We start from the raw sequence: 1,782 nt of genomic DNA on the forward strand, positions 1-1,782 counted from the left end.
TTCGATGTTGGTTCATACATAGAAAATGTCGGTTCAAATCATGGGTATGTTGGTTCAGTATTTTCAAATAAATACTTTAAAAACAAGCATCTTTACAAATTGAACCAACTGAACCGACTGAACCAACACCTGATCGCGTATTTAATAGAAAAGTTTTTTTGAGGAAAAAGAAATCATGACCCGAGTGACTTTATCATTAAGAAAAAATAACAATGGTGTAACAAATCCACCAGTGATGAGCACACCAAAAAGCATACAGGCTAAAACGCCACAGGAAGCCTCACAGCAACCGAAGAAGAAAAACAAGGCAGATGTTCACGCGAAGAAGAAACAACACCGTATCGACCGTATAGCGCAGCATTGGACGCTATTCAGTGAGCCAGAAGCCAAGCCGCTAATGATTGGCATCAAGGAAGCTATGATTGCTGAGGTTAAAGATAAAGGGCTGGATATCCCAGAGAGTCACATTAAACAGGGATTACGCTCATACATCAGCCGCAAGGCATATTTGAAAGCTCTTACTCTGGGCGGCAATCGGTTTGATATGCACGGACAACCTAACGGAGAGGTTACGCCAGAACAACAAAGCATAGCGGAGCAAAAACTGATAGAGTGGCTAAAGAAATGATACAGGAGCCTTATGAAAATTATTTACAGAAGCAAAGGTAATCAAGATGTAATTGAATTGGCTTATACAATCTTTGAGCTTGATAAAATTAAATATGCCATGCAAGCCGTCAGGCGTATCGCTGACGTTAATGTCAAAACTTCAGGATTTATTTTTAGACGCATGGTTATTACAGGTACGCCAGATCAAATCAAAATTGCTAGAAAGGCTCTGATTAGGCGTTACAGATAGTTATTAGTTGAACACCGCCAAAGCATAAGCCGAGGCGGTTATGTATAATTGGCCTTATCAACTAAAAGGATCACCAAATGAAAAAAATCATGATAACGGCTTTATTGGCTTTGTTTCTATCGGGATGTGATAACAGTCCACCAGCACCCTACGGCTTTAAGTGGGGGCAGACTAAAGAAAGTGTTAAAGCATTAAATTTAAAAGATACAAACTGTAATTTTGAACACTCCTGTACTTTTCAAGAAACACCTGACGGACACGACGCAGCTATTTTGTTTACAACATTTCACGATAAGTTAGGGCTGTTCTATATATTTTATACTGAGAACTTCGATCAGAAAGCAACTACCAAAGATGAAGCATTTGAACTATATGAGCAAGCGGGAAATAAACTGGAAAAAGTATATGGCGAAGCTGTAAATAAAACCCATATCATTAAAGATGAAAGTGATTTTTTTAATTGCTTAGCAAGCCAAGATTGTGGCGACGTTAATATGGATTTTGATAAAGATGGATACAAAGCAAACTTAAGAATGAGCGTATCAAATCAAGGGAAAACGCATCTAATTTATACTTTTAAAAGTCCTGTCTATAACTCACCGTTGAAATAGCAAGCATATAAATAGAACAGAAGCCGACCTTGAGTCGGTTTTTTTGTTGTCTTAATTTCAAGTAAATCAAGTTTAGTAGAAAATATTTCTACATTTATACTTTTTTGTAGCAATATATTGTTGTTTATTTTTTACTCTGGATTATAATTGTAGTGTATATAACTACAGGGTGGGTAAATAATCATGGATAAGCAAAAAAGAACCTTCAAGGCAGTGTCAATTGAAAGCGACATAGTAGATCGCGTTAAAAAATTTAAAGAAAAACAGGGTGAAAAAGATGTTTTCATTCAACGAGCGCCTATTAGCCAATTG

General features: G+C 36.8%; 3 protein-coding genes. All 3 read left to right on the forward strand.

Annotated features, from left to right (window positions below):
- Positions 1-175: 175 nt before the first annotated feature.
- The 3 genes from PSF67_RS21945 (at position 176) to PSF67_RS21955 (ending at position 1,470) form a co-directional block, all read left to right on the forward strand.
- Positions 176-628: a ProQ/FINO family protein gene (locus tag PSF67_RS21945; RefSeq protein ID WP_243154701.1), complete on the forward strand. Its 453-nt coding sequence runs from the start codon at positions 176-178 to the stop codon at positions 626-628.
- A 12-nt stretch (positions 629-640) separates the two neighbouring features.
- Positions 641-859, forward strand: coding sequence for a tryptophan synthase subunit alpha (locus PSF67_RS21950; protein ID WP_137019060.1), 219 nt, complete (start codon positions 641-643; stop codon positions 857-859).
- 77 nt (positions 860-936) lie between these two features.
- On the forward strand, positions 937-1,470 hold the full coding sequence (locus PSF67_RS21955) for a hypothetical protein (protein WP_137019058.1): 534 nt from the start codon (positions 937-939) through the stop codon (positions 1,468-1,470).
- Positions 1,471-1,782: the final 312 nt, after the last annotated feature.

Source organism: Providencia sp. PROV076, assembly GCF_028483405.1.
GTDB classification, from domain to species: Bacteria; Pseudomonadota; Gammaproteobacteria; order Enterobacterales; family Enterobacteriaceae; genus Providencia; species Providencia huaxiensis.

Bases quoted from the DNA above. Each gene is read 5' to 3' on its own strand.
- PSF67_RS21945 (WP_243154701.1), top strand. From the start codon at position 176: ATGACCCGAGTGACTTTATCATTAAGAAAAAATAACAATGGTGTAACA.
- PSF67_RS21950 (WP_137019060.1), top strand. From the start codon at position 641: ATGAAAATTATTTACAGAAGCAAAGGTAATCAAGATGTAATTGAATTG.
- PSF67_RS21955 (WP_137019058.1), top strand. From the start codon at position 937: ATGAAAAAAATCATGATAACGGCTTTATTGGCTTTGTTTCTATCGGGA.